The organism is Streptomyces sp. NPDC088810 (assembly GCF_044750305.1).
Taxonomy (GTDB): domain Bacteria; phylum Actinomycetota; class Actinomycetes; order Streptomycetales; family Streptomycetaceae; genus Streptomyces.
In genome coordinates, this window is the sequence record NZ_JBIVJQ010000010.1 from 181,932 (window position 1) to 207,578 (window position 25,647).

The window sequence follows — 25,647 nt, forward strand, 5'->3', positions numbered from 1 at the left end:
GCTCTGCCGCCCCGCCGCCCCGCCACCGCCCCGCCGGTCTTTCGCAGGCTCGCCCCGCGCCGCACCCCGCACCCGAAGCCGTACAAAGCAGCTTCCGTCAGAATGTAGGGATGCCAGCCCGTCGTCCCCTGCGCACCGCCCTCGCCGCAGCCTCCGTGGCCCTGCTGTCGGCGACGGCGGCGGCCTGCGGCGACACCGGCGGGCTGCGCGGCGCCGGGCCGACCCCGACCGCCGCCAGCCCCGCCAGGCTCTGGCCCGATCTGCGGCCGGCGTCCAGCCCGGCCTACCCCTACGACGTGGCGACCCGGGAGACCGTCAAGGGCGTCACGGTCCGCGGCGACGACATCCGCACGGTCGATCCGGTGGACGTCGTCGAGGCGGAGCTGAAGGCGCACCCCGCCGACTACGGGTCGAAGGGGGCGTACCGGGCGACCGTGGACCGGATGAGGGAGTGCCGGCCGGGCGGTGACCGGGCCCGGTGCCCGCTGCTGAAGCCGTACTACCGGGACCTCACCGGGGACGGCCGGGCGGATCTGACGCTCGGCTTCCGGCTGTACCCGACCAACCAGACGGCGGTGCGGGTGTACACGGTCGAGCGGCACCGGCTGGTGCAGGTGCTGGCCGACAACGACGCGATCATCGGGGTGGAGCTGGCCGGCCGGTCGCTGATCGAGCGTTCGCCGGCCGACATCTCCGGCTACGAGTACCGCACCACCTGGGAGTGGGACCCGGGGCAGCGCGCGATGGTCTTCTCCCGCGACGAGTACCTGCACGTCGGCGACGGCCGCACCAGCAGGACCCCGTCCCCGTCGGCCTCCCCCGCGGCGACCCCGGCGAGCCCGCGATGAGGCTCACGCTGCCCCACTGGGCCGGGGCCCTCGCCGTCAAGGCCGCCGCGTTCATCATCGTGATGTGCTGCGCGCTGGCCGCGCTGCTCGGCGTGCTCGTCCATGTCTCGGTGACCAACCAGACCGTCGGCCAGGCCCGCAACCTGGCGCTGGCCCGGCTCGCGGACGCCACCCGGGCGTACGAGGCCGGGGACACGCTGCTGCCGGGTGCGGGGGTGGACCCCGAGGGGCTGCCGGCGCCGCTGCGGACGCTGGCGGCGGCCGGGGAGCGCGGCACGATGGTCGCCACCCACCAGGGCCGGCCGACCATGTGGGCGGCGGGGCCGGTGGCCGGGCACCGGGCGCTGGCCGTGGAGGTCGACTACTCGCAGCAGTCCCGTACCATCGCCGGTCTCGACCAGTCGATCCTGTGGTCGTCGGGGCTCGCGATCGGCGCGACCGTGCTGGTGGGCGTGTTCGCGGTGACCCGGGTGACCCGGCGGCTGCACGGCACCGCGCGGGTGGCCCGGCGGATCAGCGGCGGCGACCTGGACGCCCGGGTGAACGACCCCCGGACACAGGATCCGACCCGCCCGCAGGACGAGGTCGCCGCGGTGGCCGCGGCCCTGGACACGATGGCGTCGACCCTGCAGAGCAAGCTGCTGAGCGAGCAGCGGTTCACCGCGGACGTGGCGCACGAGCTGCGCACTCCGCTGACCGGCCTGCACGCGGCGGCCGAGCTGCTGCCGCCCGGGCGGCCGACGGAGCTGGTGCGGGACCGGGTGGCGGCGCTGCGCACGCTCACCGAGGACCTGCTGGAGATCTCCCGGCTGGACACCCGGCGGGAGAGGCCGGAGGTCGGCACGGAGCAGCTCGCGGCGCTGGCCGAGCGGGTGGTACGGGCCTCGGGCACCGACACCGAGGTGCGGATCCTGCGGGACGTCCGGGTGGAGACCGACCGGCGGCGGCTGGAGCGGGTGCTGGGGAACCTGGTGGCCAACGCGCACAAGCACGGGGCGCCGCCGGTGGTGCTGACGGTGGACGGGCCGGTGGTGACCGTGCGGGACCACGGGGGCGGGTATCCGGGGTACCTGGTGGCTCACGGGCCGCAGCGGTTCCGGACCGAGGGCGGGGCCAAGGGGCACGGGCTCGGGCTGACCATCGCGGTCGGGCAGGCGGAGGTGCTGGGCGCTGCGCTGACCTTCGCCAATGCGGTGGACGGGGGCGCGGTGGCGACACTGACGCTGCCACCGACAAAACCGACAGCTCCCTGAAAGGCCCTCCTCCCGGCACAAGACGCCCCATTTGGATAGGTTCCGGGCATGACGAACGCCGGAACCACCACGGCGGCGGTCCCCGCTCCCGCGCGCGCCGCACGCCTCCCCCGGCGCCGGGGCGTCGAACTCTCGCTGCTCGTGCTGGCCGTCCTGCTGTCCGTGTACGGCTACTGCGCGGTGGGGCTGGCCCGGACCGGCACCGTCCCGCCCGGCGCCGTCGGCTACGGGGCGGGCCTCGGCGTGCTCGCCCTGTTCGCGCACATCGCGGTCCGCATCCGGGCGCCGTACGCCGATCCCCTGCCGCTGCCCATCGGCGTGCTGCTCAACGGGCTCGGACTGGTGCTGATCTACCGGCTGGACCTGGAGACACCGGGCGACCAGGCGGCCCCCACCCAACTGGTGTGGTCCACGCTCGGGGTGGGCCTGTTCATCGCCGTCGTCCTGGTGCTGCGCGACCACCGGGTGCTCCAGCGGTACTCGTACGTCTGCGTGGTGGCCGCCCTCGCCCTGCTGGCGCTGCCGATCCTGTTCCCGGCGGTCAACGGCGCCCGGATCTGGATCCGGATCGCCGGGTTCTCCATCCAGCCGGGCGAGTTCGCGAAGGTGCTGCTCGCGGTGTTCTTCGCCGCCTATCTGGCCGCCAACCGCAGCGCGCTCGCGTACACCGGCCGGCGGCTGTGGCGGCTGCAGTTCCCGACCGGGCGGGTGCTCGGGCCGATCCTGACGATCTGGCTGGTGAGCGTCGGCGTGCTGGTGCTGGAGCGGGACCTCGGGACCTCGCTGCTGTTCTTCGGGCTGTTCGTGGTGCTGCTGTACGTCGCCACCGGGCGCACCGGCTGGATCGCGGTCGGGCTGCTGCTGGCCGTGCTCGGCGCCTTCGCCGTGGGTCGTCTGGAGCCGCACGTGGGCGGCCGGATCGAGGACTGGCTGCACCCGTTCGCCACCATCGAGGCCGGGCAGGGACCCAACCAGCTCTCCCAGTCGCTGTTCGCGTTCGCCGCCGGCGGGGTCCTCGGCACCGGGCTCGGGCTCGGCCACTCCATCCTGATCGGTTTCGCCGTCAAGTCGGACTTCATCCTGGCGACCGCCGGGGAGGAGCTGGGCCTCGCGGGCCTCGCGGCGATCGTGCTGCTGTACGCGCTGCTGGTGGAGCGCGGCTACCGGGCGGGCCTCGCGCTGCGCGAGCCGTTCGGCCGGCTCCTCGCGGTCGGGCTGGCCTCGATCGTGGCGCTGCAGGTGTTCGTGATCGCGGGCGGGGTGACCGGGCTGATCCCGCTGACCGGCATGGCGATGCCGTTCCTCGCCCAGGGTGGCTCCTCGGTGGTGACCAACTGGGCGATCGTGGCGCTGCTGGTCCGGGTGAGCGATTCGGCGCGCAGCCAGTACGACGGCCGGGAGGCACCGTGAGCGACTACGGCCAGATTCCCGAGGGCGGGCGGCCGATGGGGAAGTACATCCGGCACGCCTGCGGCTTCTGCGCCCTGCTGCTGGCGGCCCTGCTGGCCAACGCGGCCCGCGTGCAGGTCGTGCAGTCCCGGGAGTACGACGGCAACCCGGCCAACCGCCGGGCCGCCATCGCCCGTTACCAGCAGCCGCGCGGGAACATCCTGGCGGGCGGCGAGCCGGTCACCGGGTCGGTGGACACCGGCGAGCAGCTGCGCTACGAACGCGCCTACAAGGACGGCCCGTTGTACGCGCCGGTCACCGGGTTCTCCTCGCAGACGTACGGCACCACGTTCCTGGAGCACACCGAGGACGGGGTGCTCTCCGGCACCGATCCGATGCTGGCGCCGCTGCCGCTGTGGAGCGACGTGACCCGGGCGCCGAACCGCGGCGGGGACGTCGTGACGACCCTCAGCCGGCGGGCGCAGGAGGCCGCGTACCGGGGGCTCGCCGGGCGCAAGGGCGCGGTGGCCGCCCTCGAGCCGGCCACGGGCCGCGTCCTGGCGCTGGTGACCAGCCCGTCGTACGACCCGTCGGAGCTGTCGGGCAACAACGAGGCGGTGTCGGCGGCGTGGGCCCGGCTCACCCACGACCCGGAGAAGCCGATGCTCAACCGGGCGGTACGGCAGACCTATCCGCCGGGATCGACGTTCAAGGTGGTCACCGCGGCGGCGGCGCTGGACGCGGGCGTGGTCACGGACCTGGACGCGCCCACCGACTCCCCCGACCCCTACCGGCTGCCCGGCACCACCACCCGGCTGACCAACGAGGGCGACGGCTGCCGGAACGCCTCGGTGCGCGATGCCTTCGAGTGGTCCTGCAACACGGTCTTCGCCAAGCTGGGCGTGGACGTGGGGGTGCGGGACATGGCGACGACGGCCCAGGCGTTCGGGTTCAACGACACCGGCGTGCGCATCCCCTTCGCCGTGTCGCCCAGCACCTTCGACACCAGGGTGGACAGGGCGCAGCTGGCGCTGTCCTCGATCGGCCAGTACAACACGCGGGCCACCCCGCTGCAGATGGCGATGGTCGCGGCGGCGGTCGCGGACGGCGGCCGGCTGCGTCCGCCGTACCTGGTGGAGCGGACCACCCGGCACGGCGGCGAGACGGTCACCGGCAGCGGGGCCCGGCCGGGGCGGCAGGTGATGCGGCCGGACACGGCGGCCCGGCTGAAGGAGCTGATGGCCGGCGTGGTCGAGGAGGGCACCGGCACCAACGCGGCGATCCCCGGCGCGCTGGTCGGCGGCAAGACCGGCACCGCCCAGCACGGGGTCGGCAACGCCGGGGTGCCGTACGCCTGGTTCGTCTCCTGGGCGCAGCGCGAGGACGCGCCGGAGCCGCAGGTGGCGGTCGCGGTGGTGGTGGAGGACGCCTCGGCGGACCGCGGCGAGATCAGCGGCGGCGGGGACGCGGCGCCGATCGCGCGGGACGTGATGCGGGCCGTGCTCGGGCGGTGAGGGTCAGTCGACCGGCTGGAGCATCTCGGAGCGGATCCGCAGGGTGTTGCGGGCGGCCTTGTCCAGGTCCACCTCGGCGGGGTCCTTCACGGCGCGGTCGACCTCGCCGACGACGGCCGCCGTGTTTCCGTCCGCCCAGGCGCAGACCGGGTAGGTGATCGTCACCGCGGAATTCCTCTGGGTGAGGACCTGGCAGCTGACCGGGGTGTCCGCGCCGGACGGGGTGACGTCCCGCGCGGGCTCCTCGACCGTCACACCGTCGGCCTCGGTGGCGCCCTTGAGCATGCTGCGGCGCACCGTGGCCTCGTTCTTGAACCGGCCGTACATGCCGGACACGAGCAGCATGGCCTCGGAGTCGTCGCCGGGCTGGTAGCGGCCGACGGCGGCGTGGATGTCCCTGGCGTCCCAGGCGCCGTCGGCCTCCTCCTCGATCTTCTTGCCCTCGGTGCCGGAGAGGTCCTCGACGATGGTGTACTTCGCGTCCAGCAGGCTGTGGGGCAGGGTCAGCTTGTTCTCCGCCGCGGGGAAGCCGCTCTCGGCCACGGCGCCGATCAGGACGAGGGCCACGATCGCGAGCGTGACCACACCGCCCACGATCCCGAGCACCAGCCCGATCCGCCGCTTCTTCGGCGGCGGGGCCATGGGCGGCACGCCCCAGCCGGGGTACGGCTGCTGCGGGTAGGGCGGCTGCGGGGGGTACGGCTGCTGCTGCGGGTAGGGCGAGCCGTACGGGCCCGGAGCCTGCCCGCCATAGGGGTGAGGCTGGGGCTGCTGCGGGTACGGCGACTGGTGCGGCGGCTGGTGCGGCGGAGGCATGGACACGCCAGCACGCTACTGCACGCGGGTGACACCACCGGCACCGCGCCCGCGTCCGGTCAGTCCTCCGCCGCCCCCGACTCGATCGCCGCCTCCACCTCGGCCACCCGTGCCCGCTCCTCGGCGGCGAAGCGCTCGGCGTCCAGCTGCTCGGCAAGTTCCTCGTCCTGCGCCATCAGCAGGTCCAGGTCGGAGTCGCCCAGTTCCAGGACGCCCATGTCCACATAGGCCTGCTGGAGCCGCTTGCCCCACAGGCCGATGTCCTTGACGCACGGGACGATGCGGCTGAACAGCAGCTTCCGGAAGAGCCGGAGGAACTCGGACCGCTCGCTCAGCGCCTCCGCCTCGGCCTTCGGGATGCCGAAGTTCTCCAGCACCTCCACGCCGCGCAGCCGGTCGCGCATCAGGTAGCAGCCCTCGATGACGAACTCCTCGCGCTCGCGCAGTTCGGCGTCGGTGAGCTGCTTGTAGTAGTCGCGCAGCGCCATCCGGCCGAAGGCGACGTGCCGGGCCTCGTCCTGCATGACGTAGGTCAGGATCTGCCGGGGCAGCGGCTTGTCCGTGGTGTCCCGGATCATGCCGAAGGCGGCCAGCGCCAGGCCCTCGATCAGCACCTGCATGCCGAGGTAGGGCATGTCCCAGCGGCTGTCGCGCAGGGTGTCGCCGAGCAGCGACTGGAGGTTGTCGTTGATCGGGTAGACGAGTCCTATCTTCTCGTGCAGGAACCGGCCGTATATCTCGGCGTGCCGGGCCTCGTCCATGGTCTGGGTCGCGGAGAAGAACTTGGCGTCGAGGTCGGGCACCGACTCCACGATCCGCGCGGCGCAGATCATGGCGCCCTGCTCGCCGTGCAGGAACTGGCTGAACTGCCAGGAGGCGTAGTGCCGGCGCAGCTCGCCCTTGTCCTTCTCCGACAGCTTGGCCCAGTACGGGGTGCCGTACAGGGACATGGCCTCCTCGGGCGTGCCGAGGGCGTCGTACGGGTCGACCTCCAGGTCCCAGTCGATGCGCGTCCGCCCGTCCCACTGCTTGTCCTTGCCCTTCTGGTACAGGGCGAGCAGGCGGTCGCGTCCGTCGTCGTACTCCCAGCTGAACCGGGCCGCGCCGGTGGCGGGCACCGGCCAGGGGGAGTCTCCCGGGTGGTCGGCGTAGAGGTCATGCGTCGGCATACCCGGCAGGCTCACACGCAGACGCGGCGTCAACAAGTTGCGCGCAAGGGATTGACGGTCTTGCTGACAGGCAGTCTCATAAGAGCAGGACGACTACCCCCGGGTAACGAGGTGAGGGAGCCATGACGACCCTGACGGAAGCGGACGCGCTGGACGGGCTGCGCGACGCGCTCGGCCTGCTCAAGGACCGGGAACAGGTGGCCGAACGGCTGCTCGTCTCTTCCGCCAAGCACTCCTTCGACCCGGACGAGGAGCTGGACTGGGACGCACCCTTCGAGGAGGGCAAGTGGTTCTGGCCGCCCGAGCTGGTCTCGCTGTACGACACCCCGATGTGGCAGCGGATGAGCGAGGAACAGCGGATCCTGCTCTCCCGGCACGAGGCCGCCGCGCTGGCCTCGCTCGGCATCTGGTTCGAGATCATCCTGATGCAGCTGCTGGTCCGGCACATCTACGACAAGGCGGCGACGAGCGCCCACGTGCGGTACGCCCTCACCGAGATCGAGGACGAGTGCCGGCACTCGAAGATGTTCGCGCGGCTGATCTCGCACGGCGGCACGCCCTGGTACCCGGTCAGCCGCGTCCACCAGAACCTCGGCCGCCTGTTCAAGACGATCTCCACCACCCCCGGTTCCTTCACCGCCACGCTGCTCGGCGAGGAGGTCCTGGACTGGATGCAGCGGCTGACGTTCCCGGACGAGCGGGTCCAGCCGCTGATCCGGGGCGTCACCCGCATCCACGTGGTCGAGGAGGCCCGGCACGTCCGGTACGCCCGTGAGGAGCTGCGGCGCCAGATGGTGACCGCGCCGAAGTGGTCCCAGGAGTTCACCCGGGTCACCTCCGGCGAGTTCGCCCGCGTCTTCTCGGTCGCCTTCGTCAACCCGGAGGTCTACACCAACGTCGGCCTGGACAAGCGGGAGGCGATGGCGCAGGTGAAGGCGAGCGGACACCGCCGGGAGGTCATGCAGTCGGGCGCGAAGCGGCTGACGGACTTCCTGGACGACATCGGGGTGCTGCGGGGTGTGGGGCGGCGCTTGTGGCGGTCGTCCGGCCTGCTGGCGTAGGCGCGGGGCCGTATCGATCGGAGAACGGCCGGAGCCGCGCGGCGATTAGGCTGCTCACCATGACCCCGTCGGCCACCCCCGCATACCGCCGGCTCAGCGTCGAGGAGCGGCGCAGCCAGCTCCTCGACGCCGCCCTGGGCCTCTTCGCGCACCGCGCCCCCGAGGACGTCTCGCTGGACGACGTGGCGGAGGCGGCCGGGGTCTCGCGGCCGCTGGTGTACCGGTACTTCCCCGGCGGCAAGCAGCAGCTGTACGAGGCCGCGCTGCGCTCCGCCGCCGAGGAGCTCCAGCACTGCTTCGACGAGCCTCGCGAGGGCGCGCTGCTGCCCCGCCTGTCCCGCGCCCTGGACCGCTATCTGGCCTTCGTGGACCAGCACGACACCGGTTTCAGCGCGCTGCTCCAGGGCGGCAGCGTGGTGGAGACCTCCCGTACCACCGCCATCGTGGACGGGGTGCGCCGGTCCGCGGCCGAGCACATCTACCAGCACCTGGGCATCACCGGTCCGGGCCCCCGGCTGCGCATGACGGTGCGGATGTGGATCACGGCCGTGGAGGCGGCCTCCCTGATGTGGCTGGACGAGGACAAGCAGCCCCCGGCCGCGGAGCTGCGCGACTGGCTGGTGGAGCAGTTCGTGGCCGCCCTCACGGTCACCGCGGGCCGGGACCCGCAGACCGCCGACCTCGTCGGCGCGCTCGCCGGGGATGACCGAGACTGACCTTGTGAAGAGCCAGGACACCCCCTTCGAGGGCGGCCCCATGGACGGGCGCGTGCTGCCCGTCCTGGTCGGCCCCACCGGGCACCCCCCGAAGACGTACCGCATCCCCGTCCCCGACCCGGCGGGCGGCCCGCCCACGGTGCTGGTCTACCGCCGGGTGCCGCGCGGGCACAGCCGGCGGCTCGGGCTGCTCCAGGGGTGGAAGTACACCTACGACCCGGACGACAGGTCCGGCGGAAAGCTCCGCTGGCCCTGGTCGAAGCCGGACGCCACGCCGTCCGGCAAGCCGGATGACGCGAACGGGTGATTCCGCTGCGCCGAACCGCGCAGGCTTCCCCCACCCACCGCACCGACACGTCTGATTATCGGGTTGCGACGGGAGGCGGAGATTCCGCTCTCCCCGCCCCGGAGGTGATGACGTGTCAGCAAGGCTTCTGCGTCTGGCCTGTACGGCCACGGTGGCGGCCCAGGCCGTCCTCGCGCCCGCGCCCGCCGTGGCCACACCGGAACCACAGCAGTCGGTGGCCGAGCTGCTGACGGATCTCCAGCGGCTGTACCGGCAGACCGAACAGGCCACCGAGACCTACAACGCCACGACGGAGCAGCTGGAGCGGCAGCGCGCCGAGGTCGCCCGGCTCGACGGTGAACTGGCCCGCGCCCGGCTGGCGCTGCAGGACAGCCGGAGCGACGCCGGGCGCCTGGCCCGGCAGCAGTACCAGAGCAGCGGCGGCCTCGGCCCGTACGTGCGGCTGCTCCTCGCGCCCGACCCGCAGCACGCGCTGGACGAGGGCCATGTCATCGGCGAGCTGGCCCGCCAACGCGTCCGTACGGTGGGCCGGCTGGCCGCGGCCGAGAAACGCAAGGACGCGCTGGCCCGCGCGGCCCGCAAGGCCCTCGACACCCAGCTCGGCCTGGCCGGCCGGCAGAAGAGGCAGCGCGACGACGTCCGGACCCGGCTCGCCGGCGTGGAACGCCTGCTGGCCGGGCTCACCCCCCAGCAGCTCGCCGCGATCGCCCGCCTCGAACAGCAGGGGGTCGCCGAGGCCCAGCGCTCCCTCACCACCGCGGGCGCCCTGCCCGCCGACCGCGCCGCCTCACCGGCGGGCGACCGCGCCGTCCACTACGCCCTCGACCAGGTCGGCAAGCCGTACGCCTGGGGGGCGCAGGGTCCCGAGGCGTACGACTGCTCGGGCCTCACCTCGGACGCGTGGTCCCACGCGGGGATCCCGATCCCGCGCACCAGCCAGGAGCAGTGGGAGCAGTTGCAGCGGGTGCCGTTGAAAGAGCTCCGGCCGGGCGACCTGGTCGTGTACTTCCCCGAGGCGACGCACGTCGCGATGTACGTGGGCGGGGGGAGGGTCGTCCAGGCGCCGAGGCCGGGCGAGAAGGTCACCGTCTCCCCGATCGCCGGCTACCCGATCCTCGGCGCGGTACGTCCCGGTCCGGCAGAACGGGGTCAGGGCCTTTCTTCCGGATACAGCTAGCCCGCGCAGAACTTCTTCTGCGCGGCGGCCGCGCCGTCCTCGAAGCCGTTCCGGAAGGTGTCGTTGACCGGAACGCGCTTGAGGTCACGGACGTCGCAGTCGTTCTTCATGGCCGCGTAACCCGCCTTGTAGCCCGCCGCGTACTGCTCCTGGGCGTTCCCGCGCGCCCCCTGCTCTGCCGTGCCGCACCTGACCTCGGGGCCGCCGGCCTGCCGGGCGCTGACGGTGCCGGCGGCATGGCTGATCGTCGCCGAGAAGGCGCCGTCGGCGTCGGTCCGCACGGTGCCCTCGGCTCCGTGGGCCGACTCGATGAACACGGCCTTGTCCGGCGTGAAGTCCTCGCCGACGACCTCCAGGTGCTCCGGGCCGTCGGCCCGCGAGACACCACACGTGGGCGACGCCGCCACGGCCGACGGGGCGGCGAGCGTCACCGCCCCCGCCGTCAACGCCGACACCACCAGGGGCGTCAGCACCGCCAGGCGTACGCGTCGACCGTCCATGGGAACTCCTACGTGGCTCGTCCCCCTTCCGGCCCCTGCCCTCCAGCGTCTCTCCGCCGGTGGGAGGTGTCAAAAGGGGGACGGTCCCGTCAGGCCCCGGCGACCGAGGCCAGGTAGGCGCCCGTCTTCTCGGGGTCGTAGAAGAAGTTCTCGAAGTCGGCCGGGTTGTCGAAGGCGTTGGCGAATCGATCCGCCACCGGCTGCAGCTGGCCGGCCGCGCCGATGAGGTTCAGCACGTGCTCCGGCGGCGGCGCCAGCATGGCGTTGGTCCACTTGGTGACGTGCTGCGCGGTGGCCCAGTACCGGTCGAAGGTCTGCCGCATCCACTCCTCGTCGAACGGCTGGTCCCCGCGCTCCAGGATCGACGCGAGGTACGCCGCCGCGCACTTGGCCGCCGAGTTGGAGCCCTGCCCGGTGATCGGGTCGTTGGCGACGACCACGTCGGCCACGCCGAGGACGAGGCCGCCGCCGGGCAGCCGGCCGACGGGGTTGCGGACGGTCGGGGCGTACCGGCCGGCCAGCGTGCCGCCGGCGTCGGTCAGCTCGACCTTGGTGGCCCGCGCGTACTCCCAGGGCGTGAACTTCTCCATGAGCTCCAGGGTCAGGGAGAGGTGCTCCGCCGGGTCCTTGACGCCGTTGAAGACGTCGAGCGGGCCGCCGGGTATGCCCTCCCAGAACAGGATGTCGGCTCGGCCGGACGTGGTCAGGGTCGGCATCACGAACAACTCGCCGACGCCGGGGACCAGGTTGCAGCGGACCGCGTCGAACTCCGGGTGCTCCGGGCGCGGGCCGAGCCCGTGGACGTACGCCACGGCCAGCGCCCGCTGCGGCTCGCTGTACGGGGAGCGCTCCGGGTCGCGGGCGAACATCGACACCAGCTCGCCCTTGCCGGCCGCGACCAGGACGAGGTCGTAGGTGCGGGAGAAGTAGTCCAGGTCGCCGACCGCCGCGCCGTGGATGACCAGCTGGCCGCCGCGCTGCGCGAAGGTCTCCATCCAGCCGGCCATCTTCACCCGCTGGTCCACCGACTGCGCGTACCCGTCGAGCCTGCCCACCCAGTCGATCGCCCGCTGGGTGGGGCCCGGGTCGTGCGAGCCGGGGGCGGCGACCGAGACGCCGAGCCCCTCGATCCTCGGGGCCTGGGACTCCCAGAAGTTCAGCTGGAGGTCGCGCTCGTGCTGCAGCGCCGTGTCGAACATGCACTGCGTGGACATGACCCGGCCCGAGCGGATCTCGTCCGCGGTCCGGTTCGACATCAGGGTGACCTCGTAGCCGTGCGACTGCAGGCCGAGGGCGAGCTGGAGGCCGGACTGGCCGGCTCCGACGACGAGTATCTTCCGCATGCGGGTGGTGTCTCCTACGGGGGCTGGGGACGGTTCGTGGACTACTCGGGGGTTTCGTCCAGCGCGTGGGCCACCAGGGCCAGGAGGGTCTCGATCACCGAGATCCGTCGCCGCGCGTCCATGATCATGACAGGGATGTGCGCGGGTATCGTCAGCGCTTCCCGGACGTCCTCCGGCTCGAACCGCTCGCTGCCGTCGAAGTGGTTGACCGCGACGACGTACGGCAGCCCGCAGCTCTCGAAGTAGTCCAGCGCGGGGAAACAGTCCTTCAGACGGCGGGTGTCGGCCATGACGACGGCGCCGATCGCGCCGCGCACCAGGTCGTCCCACATGAACCAGAACCGCTGCTGGCCCGGCGTGCCGAACAGGTAGAGCACCAGGTCGTCGTCGAGCGTGATGCGGCCGAAGTCCATGGCCACGGTGGTGGTGAGCTTGCCCGGCGTGGCCGACAGGTCGTCGGTGCCCTCGCTGGCCTCGGTCATCAGCGCCTCGGTCTGCAGGGGCGTGATCTCCGAGACGGAGGTGACCAGGGTGGTCTTGCCGACGCCGAAGCCGCCCGCCACCACGATCTTCGTCGCGATGGGGGCGCGTGTCCGGTCCGTCTGCCAGGACTTCAGGTCCTCGTCCGGATCGGTGAAGGCGGCGAGGGGGGTGCCCCCGAAGGAGGCGGTGGCGTCAGAGACGGCGGAGTCCACTCAGCACCCTTTCCAGCAGAGCGCGGTCCGGGCGGCCGGTGCCGTGACCGGTTCCGGTGCCGTACACACGGATCTTTCCCTGGTCCGCGAGGTCGCTCAGGAGCACGCGGACCACGCCGAGCGGCATCTTCAGCAGCGCGGCGATCTCGGCCACCGTGCGCATACGGCGGCACAGTTCGACGATGGCCCGCATCTCCGGCATGACCCGGGCGGAGAGCGGCGCACTCGTCAGTTCCTTGCGCTCCTCGGGGGCCTCCAGTGCGGCCACGAACGTCTCCACGAGGAGGACGTGGCCGAAGCGGGTACGGCCGCCGGTGAGCGAGTAGGGGCGGACGCGCGCGGGTTTGCGGTCGCCGCCCCGGACGGGCAGTTTCGGTGTGCCGCTCATCGGGTGCTCCCCGTCGACTCGGCCTCCAGGGATTTGCGCAGTTCGCTGCGCAGCTCGGGCGTCAGCACGTGGCCGGCGCGGCCGACGAAGAGCGCCATGTGGTACGCCACGACGCTCATGTCGCACTCGGCGGAGCCGTGGACGCCGAGCAGCGAGCCGTCGCTGATCGACATCACGAACAGGCTGCCCTCCTCCATCGCGACCATCGTGTGCCGGACCCCGCCGAAGTCCATCAGCTTGGCGGCGCCGACGGTGAGGCTGCCGATGCCGGAGACGATGGTGGCGAGGTCGGCGGCGGAGCCCCGGGGGCCCTTCGCCGGGCGGGCCTGGCGGGACTGCTCGCTGTGGCCCGGGTCGGACGAGAGCAGCAGCAGGCCGTCGGACGAGACCACGGCGACGGACTGGATGCCGGGTACTTCCTCGACCAGGTTGGTCAGCAGCCAGTGCAGGTTTCGGGCTTCACTGCTCAGTCCGTAGGTAGTGGGCGCGGTCAACTGCTTGCCTCCTCGGCTGTGCCCCCCGTGGCTTCTTCGGCGTGTGCGTGGCTGGTCGGCCGCTTGGTGTTGGCCGTCTGTTCGGCGATCTCCGCCTCCACGTCGCGGTAGCCGGCCTCGGCACCGCGGCGGAAGCCGCCGAGCCTGCGGCGCAGGGCTTCCGCGTCCACGGACGCGGTGCGCTGGCGGGGCGGGGCGGTGGGTGCGGTGATCCTGGGTGTGCGCTTGGGGAGGCCCTTGCTGGTGAGCCGTTCCTCCTCCTCGGCTTCGCCTTCGGCGTCGTCGTCGGCGGCTTCCGGGTCGTGCGGACGGTCCGCCTCCGCGGGCGCCGGATCCGCCGGTGCGTCCGGGAGGAGGAGTTCCATCGTCGTCTCGGCGTGGGTCTCCGCCGGGGCCTTCGGGCGGGTCTCCGCGTCCTGGGCGGGCTGGGCGGCCTGCTCGTGGGCCTCCTCCGGTGACTGTTCCGGGGCCTGTTCCGACCGCTGTTCCGGTGCCTGCTCCGGTGCCTGTTCCGCTGCCTCCTCGGCGTGCTCCCGTACCGCCTGTTCCGCCAGGGTGACCAGGGGGTCCTGGTGCTTGCGGGCGGGCAGGACGTTGGAGTTGGCCTCCGCGTCGGCGCCGGGGAGGGTGAAGGTGCCGGTGGCGCCGGGGGCGGTCCGGGGCGGGAGAGCGGTGGGCGGGGCCTCGACGAGGAGGCCGGCCGGGAGCACCACCACCGCCGCGATGCCGCCCTGCTTCTGCTCGCGCAGCTGGACACGGACGCCGTGGCGGTGGGCGAGGCGCGCGACGACGTACAGGCCGAGGCCGAGGCCGTCGTCGCCCTCCTGGTCGTAGAGGGACTCGGGGTCGAAGTCGGCGAGGCGCGCGTTGAGGCGGGCCAGGCGGTCCTCCGCCACGCCGATGCCCTCGTCCTGGACCGACAGCATGACCTCGCCCGACTCCAGCAGCCAGCCGGAGACCTCGACCGGCAGGTCCGGCGGGGAGAAGGCGGTGGCGTTCTCCATGAGTTCGGCCAGCAGGTGGGAGAGGTCGTCGGCGGCGAAGCCGGCCACGTGCGCGTGCGGCGGCAGGGCGGCGATGCGGACGCGCTCGTACCGTTCGATCTCGCTGACCGCCGCCCGGACCACGTCGACCAGCGGCACCGGGCCGGGGTGCTGCTGGACGTGCTCGGTGCCGGCGAGGACCAGGAGGTTCTCGCTGTGCCGGCGCATGACCGTGGCGAAGTGGTCCAGCTTGAACAGGGTGGCGAGGCGGTCGGGGTCCTGTTCCCGGTCCTCCAGGCCCTCGATGACCGCCAGCTGGCGCTCGACCAGGCCCAGGGTGCGCAGGGCCAGGTTGACGAAGGTGGTGCCGATGCTGGTGCGCAGCCGCTCCAGCTGGGCGGCGGAGTCGGCGAGTTCGGCGCGCAGCTCCTCGCGGGCGTCGGCCATCTTCTGGCGCTGGCCGACCAGGTGCTTGCGGTCGGTCTCCAGGGTGGCCACGCGCTCGTGCAGCGTGACGGCGTGGGCGTGCAGGGCGTTGACCGAGCGGACCACCTGGGCGAACTCGTCGTTGCGGCCCGTGAAGGCGATCGGCTCCTGGCCGGCCGGGTCCTCGGCCTCGGCGAGGCGGGCCGAGCCGCGGCGCAGCACCGACAGGGGGCGGGTCAGGGTGCGGGCCATGGCGGTGGCGACGCCGACCGCGACCAGCATCAGCACGCCGAGGACGGCGATCCGGATCTCCAGGGCGGTGACGTCGTCGTCCCGGAGGTGGGCGAGGTCCTTGGTGCGGTGGTCGTAGAGCGCGGACTCGGCGCCGCGCATCAGGTCGACGCGGGCGGACAGGGCCGCGTCCAGCTTCTTGGTGCTGGTGGTCAGCTCGCTGTCGGCCAGGGTGGGCTGGTCGGTGAGCGCGGACAGGTACTTGTCCGCCGAGTTGACCTCGGGACCGGTGACCGTGGAGTCGTAGGAGTCGACGGCGGCCTTGGGCGCGGTCTCGCGGAAGTCGGCGAGGGCCGCGTCGGCGCGCAGCCGGGCCTGCTGGGCGGCGGCGGTGAGCGCGTCGCGCTGTGTGCGCTCCGCGTCGGTACTGGTGGCGGACGTGGCGGGCAGGCCGGTGGTGGGGTCGATCACCGTCTGGCTGCGGGACGGGATGTTCAGCGCGGCCAGCAGCAGGCCGCGGGCGGCGGCGGACTGCTGGACGGCGGAGTCCAGTTCGGCCAGGGCGTGGGCGCCGGAGCCGGCCCGCGGGGGCAGCTGCTCGGCCAGCCGCTCGGCCAGCCGGTGCAGTTCGGTGATCGTCGCCGAGTACGCCTGGTGGGTCCGCAGGGCGTCGGTCTTGCCGGTGAGGGCGGCCCGGCGCAGCGTGTCGATGCCGTCGAGGGCGGTGCGCAGGCGCGCCGGGGTGTCGGTGTCGGCGCGCAGCTCCTCAACCTGCCGGTCCACGCGGGCGCTGCGGTCCTCGGAGGGCGCCTTGGACTTGGGGCGGCCGGCCGCGACGTAGGAGGTGACCTCGTCGCGTTCGTCGGCGAGGGAGTGGGCGAGGGTGAGCGCGTCCTGGGTGCGGCCGGCGAGCGTCACCAGGTCCTGGGAGTCGCTGACGTCCCGGGAGGCGCTCAGCAGCGCGGGCGCGCCTGCCCCGGCGACGGCCGCGGCCACGACGGCGACGGCGACGATCAGCCGGGTGCGCACATGCGTGGGGCGGCCGGAGCCCACGGGGGTCTGGGGAACGGTCCCCTCGGGGGCCGTCTGCCTGCCTGTGCGCCGAGGCCGCTTCTTCTGCACCGGTGCTCGCATTCCTGAACTCGTCTACCCAGGGGCCCGGGTGGCGCCCCGTCAGCTCGGTGCCAAGTGGTGCGTACACCCGGTTCGTACGGTTCCCGACCCTCCCAGCGCCGGTGGGCAGTGGTCGCGCATCACCTGACCCGCCACCCGAAGGAGTGAACATCGGAGGGGAGTTGGCGGGCAAGTTCCTCTGGCGCGTGCGGGGGTCTTGCGCGGTGGGCCGGTTGGACGCACGCGGCAGGCTTTGGCAGTATTCGCCACCACGCCTTCCCGGAGTGGATCATTCTCGCCCAAACCAGGCGTCTGACCTGCGGGGCGGTGAGAATTGGCCGGTCCTTGCCAGCCTTTGGCGCCCGTGTGAAGGCCTCGTGCAGACTGGCCGGATGCGCACTGATCTCGTTTCGGACCCCGGCGACGCGACCCGCCCCAACGAGGACTTCGCCGGTGTCGGACTACCCGCCTCCGGACAGGGAGGTTGCGTGATCGTCCTGGACGGAGTCACTCCGCCCCGTGGCGGGACGGGCTGTCTGCATTCCGTCCCCTGGTTCACCGCGCGACTGGGCGGTGCGCTGACCGAACTGACCGTTTCGGGGCGAGATCTGACGCTCTCGGAAATTCTCGCGCGGGCCATCCGGCGCACCGCCGAGGCCCACGCGGACGCCTGTGACCTTTCTCACCCGCGAACCCCCCAGGCAACCGTCGTCCTGGCCCGCTGGTCCGCCGCCGAGGTCGAGTACCTGGTGCTGTCCGACTCCGCGCTGCTGGTGCGGGGGCCCGACGGTGCGGTCACCCCGGTGCTGGACGACCGGCTGGCCCGGCTGCCCCGCGCCGCGCTCACCACCGACGCCCTGATCGACGCGCACCTGCGCAACAAGGAGGGCGGCTTCTTCACGGCCGCCGCCGACCCGGCCGTGGCCGCCCGGGCGGTCACCGGCGTCCTGCCCCGGCGCGAGGTCCGGGCGCTGGTCGCGCTGACCGACGGCGCGACGCGCTGGACGGAGACGTTCCGCGAGGGCGACTGGACGGCACTGTTCGACGTGGTCGCGAAGGAGGGCGCCCGGTCGCTGGTGGAGCGGGTACGGGAGCTGGAGGCGGCGGACCGGGAGGAGCGGGCGTTCCTGGGCCGGAGCAAGACGCACGACGACGCGACGGTGGTGTACGCGGAGCTGTGACGGCTAGGGCGCCGTGACAGCGTTCATGACGGTGTTCACTTGGCCATGACGCCGTTCAGCTCGTGGAGCAGCCGGGCCAGCTCGGCGACCTCGCGGCGGTCCCAGTGGGCGAGCTGGCGGACGTAGCGGGCGCGGCGGGCCTCGCGGACCGTGCCGACGCGGCGGCGGCCCTCCTCGGTGAGGGTGACGAGCCAGGCGCGGCCGTCGGCGGGGTCGGGTTCCCGGGCGATCAGGCCCAGCTCCTCCAGGGCGCGCAGCTGGCGGGACATGGTGGCCTTGCCGACGCCGATGTAGGCGGCGAGGGCCGTGGCCCGCTGGCCGCCCAGTTCGTCCAGCCGGATGAGCAGGCCGTAGGCGGAGGACTCCAGGTCGGGGTGGACCTCCCGGGCCATCTCGCCCTGGTTGGCGCGGGCGCGCCGGAGCAGCACGGTCAACTCGCGCTCCAGTGCCAGGAATTCCTGGTCTGCACCACTGGGTGTCACCTGGCCGGCGACGCCGTGGGCGCCACCGTTTCCGTCCTCGTGCACGTCAGCACCCCTGATCGGTTTCGTGGTGGTGAAAGTTTCTGTCAAAAGTCGTCATTGCCGCAGCTCCGTAAGTATTTCGCAGGCGTAGACCAACGGCGTCGTCCGGACCCTCTTCCCACGCCGTATCTACGTGCGTAGCTTCTTTACCACGTCGTTAATGGCATGCCCACGCCAGTGGACGGCGTTCCGCGCCATTGAGCCCCCCACACGCTCTCTCCCCCCACTTCACTCCCCGGAGGCACGTCATGCCCGTGCTCAGAGCCGGCTCCTGCCGCCCGCGCCCCCTCTCCGTCCTCCTCACGGCGCTGCTCGCGGCGCTCTCGCTCAGCCTCCCGCTCAGCTCCGCCCGGGCCGCGAGCACGCCCGGCCGCGGCTCCGCCTACATGGGCATGGGCGTCCTCGCCCACGACGGCCGGGACGGCACGCCCAGCACCGGTGACGCCACCCAGACCGAGGGCGTCGACGTCTCCGCGTACCAGGGCAACGTCGCCTGGTCGACGCTGTGGGGCAGCGGGGTGCGCTGGGCGTACACCAAGGCCACGGAAGGCACGTACTACACGAACCCGTACTTCGCCCAGCAGTACAACGGCTCCTACAACGTCGGCATGATCCGCGGCTCGTACCACTTCGCCACCCCGGACACCACCAGCGGCGCCACCCAGGCCAACTACTTCGTGGACCACGGCGGCGGCTGGTCCCGGGACGGCAGGACCCTGCCCGGCGCCCTCGACATCGAGTGGAACCCCTACGGCGCCGCCTGCTACGGCAAGACCGCGAGCCAGATGGTCGGCTGGATCGCCGACTTCATCGCCACCTACAAGGCGCGCACCAGCCGGTACCCGGTGATCTACACGGCCACCAGCTGGTGGACCCAGTGCACCGGCAACTACGGCGGCTTCGCGGCGAACAACCCGCTGTGGATCGCCCGCTATGCCGCCGACCCGGGGACGCTGCCGGCCGGGTGGCCGTACTACACGATGTGGCAGTACACCTCCTCCGGCCCGACCGTCGGCGACCACGACAAGTTCAACGGCGCGCTCGACCGGGTGCAGGCCCTGGCCCTCGGCTGAGGTGTCCCCGGTGGCCCCGGCCGCCGGGGCCACCGGGTCCGCCGCGCTGCGTTGGTGCTCCGCGCCGCCCGGGATCATGCTGGTCAGGAGAGCCTGCCGAGCAAGGGCGAGATGAGCGGCGATGGAGCGACAGTCGACGTACACGGCCACGGCCACCATCGATGAGCGGGGCATCCTGACCGGCTGGAGCGAGGGCGCGCGACGGCTGCTCGGCTACGACTCCCCGGCGGTGGTCGGCCGGCCCGCCACCGCGCTGCTCGCCGCCGAGCACGCGGCGGTCCGGCGGGCGCTGGCCGGCCGCACCCGCTGGAACGGCACCCTCCCGCTGCGCCACCGGGACGGCCGGCTGCTGGAACTGGGCGTCCTCGCCCACCGCCGGACCTCGCCGGCCGGGACCACCGACTGGCTCGTGGTGAGCGCCGTGACGGCCCGCGCCCAGCCGCCCCGCGGCGAACCGCTGGAGGAGTGGACGTTCCTCCAGTCCCCCTTTCCGCTGGCGATCTTCGACGCGGACCTGCGCCTGGTGCGCGCCAACCGCCGGCTGGAGCACGCCCTCGCCCTGCCCGAGGCGGCGATGCGCGGGCTGGGCCTCGCCCACATCGTGCCGGGGACCGCGAGCGAGGAGGCCGACCGGGCGATGCGGCTGGCGCTGGAGTCCGGCCGGCCGCAGGAGGCGCCGGGCCGGCTCGGTGCGGACCTCGGCCGGACCACCGTCCTCACCCCGCTGAAGGACGCCGACGGCCGGGTGCGGGCCGTCTGCCTGTCCGTGCCGCAGCAGTCCCAGGAGACCACCGCCCCGCCGCGGCCCCCGGACGGCGCCGGCCCGCCCGCCGGGACACTGGCGGACCAGGCCCGTGCCGCCCAGGAACTCGGCGAGGTCACGGTCCCCCGGCTGGCCGACGTCATGGCGGTCGACCTGCTCGACTCCCCGCGGACCACCGCCGAGTCCGCCGCCCCGGAGCAGGTCGTGCTGCGCCGGGCCGCCCTGCGCGCGGTCCCGGACGGCGACCGGCCGGGCCACGGCACCGGCGTCGGCCAGACCCTCGTCTGCCCGGCCGGCTCGCCGGCCGCCCGCTGCCTGGCGACGGCCCGCCCGCAGCTGTACGACACGGCCGACCCGGACATCGCCGAGTGGGCGGCGCTGGACCCGGGCGCCGCGTGGCTGCGCGCGTCCGGCGCGCACTCCCTGCTGGCGGTGCCGCTGCTCGTGCCGGGGGCCACCCTCGGCGTGGCCCTGTTCGGCCGGCACCCGCAGCGGGGGCCGTTCGGCCCGGAGGAGCTGCGGCTCGCCGAGGAGTTCACCGCGAAGGCGGCCACCGGCATCGAGCAGGCCCACGGCTACTCCCGGTCCCGCACCACCACCATGGCCCTGCAGCGCAGCCTGCTGCCGCACACCCTGCCCGAGCAGGGGGCGCTGGAGATCGCCACCCGTTATCTGCCGGCCGCGACCCGGGCCGGCGTGGGCGGCGACTGGTTCGACGTGATCCCGCTGTCCGGCGCGCGGGTGGCGCTCGTGGTGGGCGATGTGGTGGGCCACGGCATCCGGGCCTCCGCCACCATGGGCCGGCTGCGCACGGCGGTGCGCACCCTGGCCGACGTCGACCTGCCGGCCGACGAGCTGCTCACCCACCTGGACGACCTGGTGCTGCGGCTGGCCGCCGACGAGGGCAGCCTTGACCCGGGTGCCGACACCGCCGGCGGCATCGGCACCACCTGCCTGTACGCCGTCTACGACCCGGTGTCGCGCCGGTGCTCCGCCGCCCGGGCCGGGCATCCGCCGCCCGCCGTGGTGAGCCCGGACGGCACCGTCCGCTTCCTCGACGTGCCCGCGGGGCCGCCGCTCGGGCTCGGCGGGCTGCCGTTCGAGGCGATCGAGGCGGAACTGCCCGAGGGCAGCCTGCTGGCGCTGTACACCGACGGGCTGCTGGAGGCCCGCGACCACGACATCGACGTGGCGCTGGACAAGATGTTCGCCGCGCTCGGCCGCCCGGCGACGTCCTTGGAATCGGTGTGCGACCGGGTCCTCACCGAGCTGCTCAGCCACCGCCCCGACGACGACATCGCCCTGCTGGTGGCCCGTACCCGGGCGCTGCACGAGGACCTGGTCGCCTCCTGGCAGCTGGACGACCGGCCCAGCGTCGTCTCCCTGGCCCGCCGGTACGCCACCGACCAGCTGACCGCCTGGGGCCTGGACGAGGCCGCGTTCACCACCGAGCTGATGGTCAGCGAGCTGGTCACCAACGCCATCCGCTACGGCCGCCCGCCCATCCGGCTCCGGCTGATCCACCAGGGCACCAAGCTGATCAGCGAGGTCTACGACTCCAGCGGCACCACCCCGCACATGCGCCGGGCCCGGATCTTCGACGAGGGCGGCCGGGGCCTGCTGCTGGTCGCCCAGCTCGCCCAGCGCTGGGGCACCCGGCACGACCGGGTCGGCAAGACGGTGTGGGCGGAGCAGTCGCTGACCGCGCTGTGACGGGCGTGCCGGGGGGTGGCCCCGGCACGCCCGTCACGCCATCAGCAGTAGGAGGAGTAGTAATAGTCGTAGTGATGACCGTGGTCGTAGTGGTGACCGTGGTCGTGGTGGGCCGGGGCCTGGGCGGCCGTCGGCGTCCGGGGCATCGGGGCCGCGCTCGCGGTGACGGCCGGCAGCATCACACCGGCGGCGACCGCACCGGCCGAGACGGCGAGCGCGGCCAGCCGCGTGCCCCGCTTCGAGCGGCGTTCCCCGAGGTTCTCGTTGGTGTGCGTCATGGCTTTCTCCTCCTGGTGTCGTGGGGCCTTCTCGGTGTCCGGTGGTTCCGGCGCGGCCCGTGCTTCCAGTAGGCCGGAGCGGTACGGAAGGGTCATGTTCCGAGGACTCGGGACTTGACGCAGGAACCCGGCGAAGCAGAATGCGCCCGCTAGCGGGGCGCCCGGAGCACGGGGCCGGCCCATGCGGGCGGCTCGGGCGGAGGCCCGGGTGCCTCGGCCCGGGCCGCCCGCAGGTCCGCGGGCAACGGCGCCGGCGCCGGCGCGGGGCCGCGCGGGCCGGCCTCGACGACGGCGCCGCGCAGGGCCGCCACGAACTCCAGGCAGGTGTCGTAGCGGTCGTCGGGGATCTTCGCCAGGGCCCGGTGCAGCACCTCGTCCACGCCGGCCGGGATGTCCGGCCGCTCCTCGCTCACCGCGGGCGGCGGATCGTACTGGTGGGCCCAGAGCAGCTCCAGCTGGTCCGCCCGGCGGAACGGCGGGGCGCCCACCAGGGTCTCGTGGACCACACAGGCCAGGCTGTACTGGTCGGACCGGCCGTCCACCGGGCGCCCGGCGATCCGCTCGGGCGCCACGTAGTCCAGCGTGCCGACGAACTCGCCCGCCGTGGTGAACCCGGTGAGCGACAGCGACTTCTTCGCCAGGCCGAAGTCGGTGAGGTAGACGTGCTCGGGGTGGTCGCTGTCGATGCCCTTGGCGACCAGCACGTTGCCCGGTTTGACGTCCCGGTGCACCAGGTCGCGGGCGTGGGCCGCGTCGAGCGCGGAGGCCAGCTGGGCGGCGATGCGCAGCGCGGCCGGCACCGGGAGCGGGCCCTCGCGGTCGAGCAGGGCGCGCAGGTCGAGGCCGGAGACGAAGCACATGGCGATGTACAGGACCCCGTCGGCCTCACCGGCCTCGAAGACGGGCACGATGTTGGGGTGGTCGATGGCGGCGGCCACCCGGGACTCCTGGGCGAAGCGGCTGCGGAAGGCCTCGTTGCGGGTGTACTCGGGCGCGAGCAGCTTCAGGGCGACCGTGCGGCCCAGGCGCAGGTCCTTGGCGCAGTAGACGACGGCCATGCCGCCGCGGCCGAGTTCGCGCTCCACCCGGTACCCCGCGATCTCGGCCCCGATCAGGCCGGAGGCGCGCTCGGATGGCCGACTCACGCCTGAATTCTACCGAGTGATCCCGTTCCGGGCGTACGGCGGAGGCCCGGGCCTCCCTCACGGAACCCGGGCCCCGCCTTTCCGGCAGCGTCCGTCAGGCCGCGACCGGAACCTCCGGCGCCGCGTCGCTCGTGGCGGGCGCGAGCGCCAGCTCCAGGACCTGGCGGACGTCGGTCACGGCGTGGACGTCCAGCTTGTCCAGCACCTCGGCCGGGACGTCGTCCAGGTCGGGCTCGTTGCGCTTGGGGATGATCACGGTGGTCACCCCGGCGCGGTGGGCGGCGAGCAGCTTCTGCTTCACCCCGCCGATCGGCAGCACCCGGCCGGTCAGCGAGACCTCGCCGGTCATGGCGACGTCCGTGCGGACCAGGCGGCCGGAGAGCAGCGAGGCGAGGGCCGTGGTCATCGTGATGCCCGCGCTCGGGCCGTCCTTCGGCACCGCGCCCGCCGGGAAGTGGATGTGCACACCCCGGTCCTTCAGGTCGGCCACCGGCAGTTCCAGTTCGGCGCCGTGGCTGCGCAGGAAGCTCAGCGCGATCTGCGCCGACTCCTTCATCACGTCGCCCAGCTGCCCGGTGAGGGTCAGCCCCGCCGCGCCCGTCTCCGGGTCGGCCAGGGACGCCTCCACGAAGAGCACGTCACCGCCGGCGCCGGTGACCGCGAGACCGGTGGCCACACCGGGCACGGCCGTACGGCGCTCGGCCGGGTCCTGGGCGGACTCGGGCACGTGGTGCGGCCGGCCGATCAGGGCGCGCAGATCGCCGTCGGTGACGGTGAACGGCAGCTCCCGCTCGCCCAGTTCGTGCTGGGCGGCGATCTTCCGCAGCAGTCGCGCGATGGACCGCTCCAGGGTGCGTACGCCCGCCTCGCGGGTGTACTCGCCGGCGAGCTTGCGCAGCGCGCTCTCGTCGAGCGTGACCTCGTCCCTGGCCAGACCGGCCCGCTCCAGCTGGCGCGGGAGCAGGTGGTCGCGGGCGATGACGACCTTCTCGTCCTCGGTGTAGCCGTCCAGGCGGACGATCTCCATACGGTCGGCGAGCGCCTCCGGGATGGCCTCCAGGACGTTGGCGGTGGCGAGGAAGACCACGTCGGACAGGTCCAGCTCGACCTCCAGGTAGTGGTCCCGGAAGGTGTGGTTCTGCGCCGGGTCGAGCACCTCGAGGAGGGCGGCGGCCGGGTCGCCCCGGAAGTCCGAGCCCACCTTGTCGATCTCGTCCAGCAGGACCACCGGGTTCATCGACCCGGCTTCCTTGATCGCGCGGACGATCCGGCCGGGCAGCGCACCGACGTACGTACGGCGGTGTCCGCGGATCTCGGCCTCGTCGCGGACGCCGCCGAGGGCGACCCGGACGAACGAGCGGCCCATGGCGTGGGCGACACTCTCTCCCAAGCTGGTCTTTCCGACACCAGGCGGGCCGACCAGGGCAAGCACGGCACCGCCGCGCCGCCCGCCGATGACGCCGAGCCCGCGGTCGGTGCGCCGCTTGCGCACGGCCAGGTACTCGGTGATGCGCTCCTTCACGTCCTCCAGGCCGGCGTGCTCGGCGTCGAGGATCGCCTTGGCGCCCTGGATGTCGTACGCGTCCTCGGTCCGCTCGTTCCACGGCATCTCCAGGACGGTGTCCAGCCAGGTGCGGATCCAGGAGCCCTCGGGCGACTGGTCGGAGGCGCGCTCCAGCTTGTCGACCTCCTTGAGGGCGGCCTCGCGGACCTTCTCCGGCAGGTCGGCGGCCTCGACACGGGCGCGGTAGTCGTCGGACTCCTCGCCCTCCTTCTCGCCGTTCAGCTCGCGCAACTCCTTGCGGACGGCCTCCAGCTGACGGCGCAGCAGGAACTCGCGCTGCTGCTTGTCGACGCCCTCCTGGACGTCCTTGGCGATGGTCTCGGCCACGTCCTGCTCGGCGAGGTGGTCGCGCAGCTGCTGCGTGGCGAGCTTGAGCCGGGCCACCGGGTCGGCGGTCTCCAGCAGTTCGACCTTCTGCTCGGTGGTGAGGAACGGCGAGTAGCCGGAGTTGTCGGCCAGCGCCGACACGTCGTCGATGGCCTGGACGCGGTCCACGACCTGCCAGGCGCCGCGCTTCTTCAGCCAGGTGGTGGCGAGCGCCTTGTACTCCTTGACCAGCTCGGCGACCTGGCCCGGCAGCGGCTCCGGGACGTTCTCCTCGACGCGGGCGCCCTCGACCCAGAGCGCGGCGCCCGGGCCGGTGGTGCCGGCGCCGATGCGCACCCGGCTCCGGCCGCGGATCAGGGCCCCCGGGTCACCGTCGGCCAGCCGGCCGACCTGCTCCACCGTGCCGAGGACGCCGGTCTTGGCGTACGTGCCGTCGACGCGCGGCACCAGCAGCACCTTGGGCTTTCCGGGTTCCGAGCGGGCGGCGGCCTGCGCGGCCTCCACCGCGGCCCGCACCTCGGCGTCGCTCAGGTCCAGCGGAACCACCATCCCCGGCAGCACGACCTCGTCGTCGAGCGGCAGCACGGGCAGGGTCAGCGTGAACGCCGGTGACTCAGCAGCCATGATCTCCCCTTAGGCAGTCAACTTGAGCTATG

At 73.2% G+C, this 25,647-nt stretch carries 23 protein-coding genes; 11 read left to right on the forward strand and 12 right to left on the reverse strand.

The window, feature by feature from the left end; genetic code table 11:
- Window positions 1–110: 110 nt before the first annotated feature.
- Genes ACIP4Y_RS28705 through ACIP4Y_RS28720 form a run of 4 tightly spaced genes read left to right on the forward strand, consistent with a single transcriptional unit; the run spans window position 111 to window position 5,004 of the window.
- Window positions 111–848, forward strand: coding sequence for a hypothetical protein (locus ACIP4Y_RS28705; protein WP_401398658.1), 738 nt, complete (start codon window positions 111–113; stop codon window positions 846–848).
- Window positions 845–2,101: an ATP-binding protein gene (locus tag ACIP4Y_RS28710; RefSeq protein ID WP_401398659.1), complete on the forward strand. Its 1,257-nt coding sequence runs from the start codon at window positions 845–847 to the stop codon at window positions 2,099–2,101. The genes ACIP4Y_RS28705 and ACIP4Y_RS28710 overlap by 4 nt, the downstream gene beginning before the upstream one ends.
- Window positions 2,102–2,149: 48 nt before the next feature.
- The gene (locus tag ACIP4Y_RS28715; protein ID WP_358640172.1) at window positions 2,150–3,511 is read left to right on the forward strand and encodes an FtsW/RodA/SpoVE family cell cycle protein; all 1,362 of its coding nucleotides are present in this window, start codon (window positions 2,150–2,152) and stop codon (window positions 3,509–3,511) included.
- 35 nt (window positions 3,512–3,546) lie between these two features.
- Complete coding sequence (locus tag ACIP4Y_RS28720) at window positions 3,547–5,004, forward strand: penicillin-binding transpeptidase domain-containing protein (RefSeq protein WP_401398741.1); 1,458 nt, start codon at window positions 3,547–3,549, stop codon at window positions 5,002–5,004.
- A 3-nt stretch (window positions 5,005–5,007) separates the two neighbouring features.
- Here ACIP4Y_RS28720 and ACIP4Y_RS28725 read toward each other — a convergent pair whose 3' ends face one another.
- Window positions 5,008–5,820: a hypothetical protein gene (locus ACIP4Y_RS28725; protein WP_401398742.1), complete on the reverse strand. Its 813-nt coding sequence runs from the start codon at window positions 5,818–5,820 to the stop codon at window positions 5,008–5,010.
- 59 nt (window positions 5,821–5,879) lie between these two features.
- Window positions 5,880–6,989 (reverse strand): ferritin-like domain-containing protein, encoded by a 1,110-nt coding sequence (locus tag ACIP4Y_RS28730; protein ID WP_401398660.1) that lies wholly within the window; start codon window positions 6,987–6,989, stop codon window positions 5,880–5,882.
- Window positions 6,990–7,111: 122 nt separating this feature from the next.
- On the opposite strand from ACIP4Y_RS28730, the gene ACIP4Y_RS28735 reads away from it, so the two are divergent.
- From ACIP4Y_RS28735 to ACIP4Y_RS28750, 4 genes are all read left to right on the forward strand, one after another.
- Entirely contained in the window at window positions 7,112–8,050 is a 939-nt protein-coding gene (locus ACIP4Y_RS28735; protein WP_401398661.1) for a diiron oxygenase, read from the forward strand.
- 59 nt (window positions 8,051–8,109) lie between these two features.
- A complete protein-coding gene (locus tag ACIP4Y_RS28740; RefSeq protein ID WP_358640175.1) occupies window positions 8,110–8,766 on the forward strand; it encodes a helix-turn-helix domain-containing protein in 657 nt (218 codons plus the stop codon).
- Between the two features lie 4 nt (window positions 8,767–8,770).
- A complete protein-coding gene (locus tag ACIP4Y_RS28745) occupies window positions 8,771–9,073 on the forward strand; it encodes a hypothetical protein (RefSeq protein WP_358640213.1) in 303 nt (100 codons plus the stop codon).
- Between the two features lie 112 nt (window positions 9,074–9,185).
- Window positions 9,186–10,250 carry an NlpC/P60 family protein gene (locus tag ACIP4Y_RS28750; RefSeq protein ID WP_401398662.1) on the forward strand — a complete coding sequence of 355 codons (1,065 nt, stop codon included), beginning with the start codon at window positions 9,186–9,188 and terminating at the stop codon, window positions 10,248–10,250.
- On the opposite strand, the gene ACIP4Y_RS28755 is transcribed toward ACIP4Y_RS28750, so the two are convergent.
- The 6 genes from ACIP4Y_RS28755 to ACIP4Y_RS28780 all read right to left on the reverse strand — a co-directional run bounded on the left by ACIP4Y_RS28755 (window position 10,247) and on the right by ACIP4Y_RS28780 (window position 16,432).
- Window positions 10,247–10,750 carry a hypothetical protein gene (locus ACIP4Y_RS28755; RefSeq protein ID WP_401398663.1) on the reverse strand — a complete coding sequence of 168 codons (504 nt, stop codon included), beginning with the start codon at window positions 10,748–10,750 and terminating at the stop codon, window positions 10,247–10,249. The two genes, ACIP4Y_RS28750 and ACIP4Y_RS28755, sit on opposite strands and share 4 nt — an antisense overlap.
- A gap of 89 nt (window positions 10,751–10,839) precedes the next feature.
- Complete coding sequence (locus tag ACIP4Y_RS28760) at window positions 10,840–12,093, reverse strand: styrene monooxygenase/indole monooxygenase family protein (RefSeq protein WP_401398664.1); 1,254 nt, start codon at window positions 12,091–12,093, stop codon at window positions 10,840–10,842.
- 41 nt (window positions 12,094–12,134) lie between these two features.
- Window positions 12,135–12,788: an ATP/GTP-binding protein gene (locus tag ACIP4Y_RS28765; protein ID WP_358640182.1), complete on the reverse strand. Its 654-nt coding sequence runs from the start codon at window positions 12,786–12,788 to the stop codon at window positions 12,135–12,137.
- A complete protein-coding gene (locus ACIP4Y_RS28770; protein WP_358640183.1) occupies window positions 12,769–13,176 on the reverse strand; it encodes a DUF742 domain-containing protein in 408 nt (135 codons plus the stop codon). The genes ACIP4Y_RS28765 and ACIP4Y_RS28770 overlap by 20 nt, the downstream gene beginning before the upstream one ends.
- A complete protein-coding gene (locus ACIP4Y_RS28775; protein ID WP_401398665.1) occupies window positions 13,173–13,670 on the reverse strand; it encodes a roadblock/LC7 domain-containing protein in 498 nt (165 codons plus the stop codon). The genes ACIP4Y_RS28770 and ACIP4Y_RS28775 overlap by 4 nt, the downstream gene beginning before the upstream one ends.
- A complete protein-coding gene (locus tag ACIP4Y_RS28780) occupies window positions 13,667–16,432 on the reverse strand; it encodes a nitrate- and nitrite sensing domain-containing protein (protein ID WP_401398666.1) in 2,766 nt (921 codons plus the stop codon). Before ACIP4Y_RS28780 ends, ACIP4Y_RS28775 begins: the two co-directional genes overlap by 4 nt.
- A gap of 383 nt (window positions 16,433–16,815) precedes the next feature.
- Here ACIP4Y_RS28780 and ACIP4Y_RS28785 point away from each other — a divergent pair, with 383 nt between their 5' ends.
- Window positions 16,816–17,604 carry a protein phosphatase 2C domain-containing protein gene (locus ACIP4Y_RS28785; protein WP_401398667.1) on the forward strand — a complete coding sequence of 263 codons (789 nt, stop codon included), beginning with the start codon at window positions 16,816–16,818 and terminating at the stop codon, window positions 17,602–17,604.
- 35 nt (window positions 17,605–17,639) lie between these two features.
- Here the strand turns inward: ACIP4Y_RS28785 and ACIP4Y_RS28790 are convergent, their stop codons facing one another.
- Window positions 17,640–18,131: a MarR family transcriptional regulator gene (locus ACIP4Y_RS28790; protein ID WP_358640191.1), complete on the reverse strand. Its 492-nt coding sequence runs from the start codon at window positions 18,129–18,131 to the stop codon at window positions 17,640–17,642.
- Window positions 18,132–18,376: 245 nt separating this feature from the next.
- Between ACIP4Y_RS28790 and ACIP4Y_RS28795 the strand changes: the two genes are divergently transcribed.
- Window positions 18,377–19,201 carry a lysozyme gene (locus ACIP4Y_RS28795; RefSeq protein WP_401398668.1) on the forward strand — a complete coding sequence of 275 codons (825 nt, stop codon included), beginning with the start codon at window positions 18,377–18,379 and terminating at the stop codon, window positions 19,199–19,201.
- A 121-nt stretch (window positions 19,202–19,322) separates the two neighbouring features.
- Window positions 19,323–21,677: a SpoIIE family protein phosphatase gene (locus ACIP4Y_RS28800; RefSeq protein ID WP_401398669.1), complete on the forward strand. Its 2,355-nt coding sequence runs from the start codon at window positions 19,323–19,325 to the stop codon at window positions 21,675–21,677.
- A 41-nt stretch (window positions 21,678–21,718) separates the two neighbouring features.
- Here the strand turns inward: ACIP4Y_RS28800 and ACIP4Y_RS28805 are convergent, their stop codons facing one another.
- From ACIP4Y_RS28805 to lon, 3 genes are all read right to left on the reverse strand, one after another.
- On the reverse strand, window positions 21,719–21,955 hold the full coding sequence (locus ACIP4Y_RS28805) for a hypothetical protein (protein WP_401398670.1): 237 nt from the start codon (window positions 21,953–21,955) through the stop codon (window positions 21,719–21,721).
- A gap of 149 nt (window positions 21,956–22,104) precedes the next feature.
- Window positions 22,105–23,100 (reverse strand): serine/threonine-protein kinase, encoded by a 996-nt coding sequence (locus ACIP4Y_RS28810; RefSeq protein WP_401398671.1) that lies wholly within the window; start codon window positions 23,098–23,100, stop codon window positions 22,105–22,107.
- A 94-nt stretch (window positions 23,101–23,194) separates the two neighbouring features.
- Window positions 23,195–25,615, reverse strand: coding sequence for an endopeptidase La (lon, locus tag ACIP4Y_RS28815; protein ID WP_401398672.1), 2,421 nt, complete (start codon window positions 25,613–25,615; stop codon window positions 23,195–23,197).
- Window positions 25,616–25,647 lie beyond the last annotated feature (32 nt).

What these genes read in the sequence shown, in the direction of transcription:
- ACIP4Y_RS28705 (WP_401398658.1), top strand. Translation starts at nt 111, where the DNA reads ATGCCAGCCCGTCGTCCCCTGCGCACCGCCCTCGCCGCAGCCTCCGTG.
- ACIP4Y_RS28710 (WP_401398659.1), top strand. Translation starts at nt 845, where the DNA reads ATGAGGCTCACGCTGCCCCACTGGGCCGGGGCCCTCGCCGTCAAGGCC.
- ACIP4Y_RS28715 (WP_358640172.1), top strand. Translation starts at nt 2,150, where the DNA reads ATGACGAACGCCGGAACCACCACGGCGGCGGTCCCCGCTCCCGCGCGC.
- ACIP4Y_RS28720 (WP_401398741.1), top strand. Translation starts at nt 3,547, where the DNA reads ATGGGGAAGTACATCCGGCACGCCTGCGGCTTCTGCGCCCTGCTGCTG.
- ACIP4Y_RS28725 (WP_401398742.1), bottom strand. Translation starts at nt 5,820, where the DNA reads ATGCCTCCGCCGCACCAGCCGCCGCACCAGTCGCCGTACCCGCAGCAG.
- ACIP4Y_RS28730 (WP_401398660.1), bottom strand. Translation starts at nt 6,989, where the DNA reads ATGCCGACGCATGACCTCTACGCCGACCACCCGGGAGACTCCCCCTGG.
- ACIP4Y_RS28735 (WP_401398661.1), top strand. Translation starts at nt 7,112, where the DNA reads ATGACGACCCTGACGGAAGCGGACGCGCTGGACGGGCTGCGCGACGCG.
- ACIP4Y_RS28740 (WP_358640175.1), top strand. Translation starts at nt 8,110, where the DNA reads ATGACCCCGTCGGCCACCCCCGCATACCGCCGGCTCAGCGTCGAGGAG.
- ACIP4Y_RS28755 (WP_401398663.1), bottom strand. Translation starts at nt 10,750, where the DNA reads ATGGACGGTCGACGCGTACGCCTGGCGGTGCTGACGCCCCTGGTGGTG.
- ACIP4Y_RS28760 (WP_401398664.1), bottom strand. Translation starts at nt 12,093, where the DNA reads ATGCGGAAGATACTCGTCGTCGGAGCCGGCCAGTCCGGCCTCCAGCTC.
- ACIP4Y_RS28770 (WP_358640183.1), bottom strand. Translation starts at nt 13,176, where the DNA reads ATGAGCGGCACACCGAAACTGCCCGTCCGGGGCGGCGACCGCAAACCC.
- ACIP4Y_RS28785 (WP_401398667.1), top strand. Translation starts at nt 16,816, where the DNA reads ATGCGCACTGATCTCGTTTCGGACCCCGGCGACGCGACCCGCCCCAAC.
- ACIP4Y_RS28795 (WP_401398668.1), top strand. Translation starts at nt 18,377, where the DNA reads ATGCCCGTGCTCAGAGCCGGCTCCTGCCGCCCGCGCCCCCTCTCCGTC.
- ACIP4Y_RS28800 (WP_401398669.1), top strand. Translation starts at nt 19,323, where the DNA reads ATGGAGCGACAGTCGACGTACACGGCCACGGCCACCATCGATGAGCGG.
- ACIP4Y_RS28805 (WP_401398670.1), bottom strand. Translation starts at nt 21,955, where the DNA reads ATGACGCACACCAACGAGAACCTCGGGGAACGCCGCTCGAAGCGGGGC.
- lon (WP_401398672.1), bottom strand. Translation starts at nt 25,615, where the DNA reads ATGGCTGCTGAGTCACCGGCGTTCACGCTGACCCTGCCCGTGCTGCCG.